The following is a 207-nucleotide window of genomic DNA, read 5'->3' as shown; positions in this document are numbered from 1 at the left end:
GGGTGGCTATGTGGTTTATCAAACCTATGTGCCGGCTGGCCCGTTTGAGATAACTGATTTATTCCCCAGTACGGGTGGTGGAGACCTCGACGTTACCGTCAGTGCGCGTTTCCGAATGTGTCGCATCAAAAGACACAGAACCAAATGATCCTAATCCGAGGCCATAGCCAAGCTGTTGCGCTGTATATTTATCGCTGTTAGTTATGC

The 207-nt window shown here is 49.3% G+C and carries 1 pseudogene; it reads left to right on the top strand.

The annotated features are described in order from the left end of the window. Nucleotides 1-100, top strand: a pseudogene (locus ACM615_RS24090) (fimbria/pilus outer membrane usher protein); the annotation flags it as partial. Nucleotides 101-207 lie beyond the last annotated feature (107 nt).

The organism is Rahnella sp. PAMC25617 (genome assembly GCF_050606005.1).
GTDB lineage: Bacteria > Pseudomonadota > Gammaproteobacteria > Enterobacterales > Enterobacteriaceae > Rahnella > Rahnella variigena.
The sequence above is the reverse complement of the archived record's forward strand: the minus strand, read 5'-3'. Positions and strand labels throughout refer to the sequence as shown.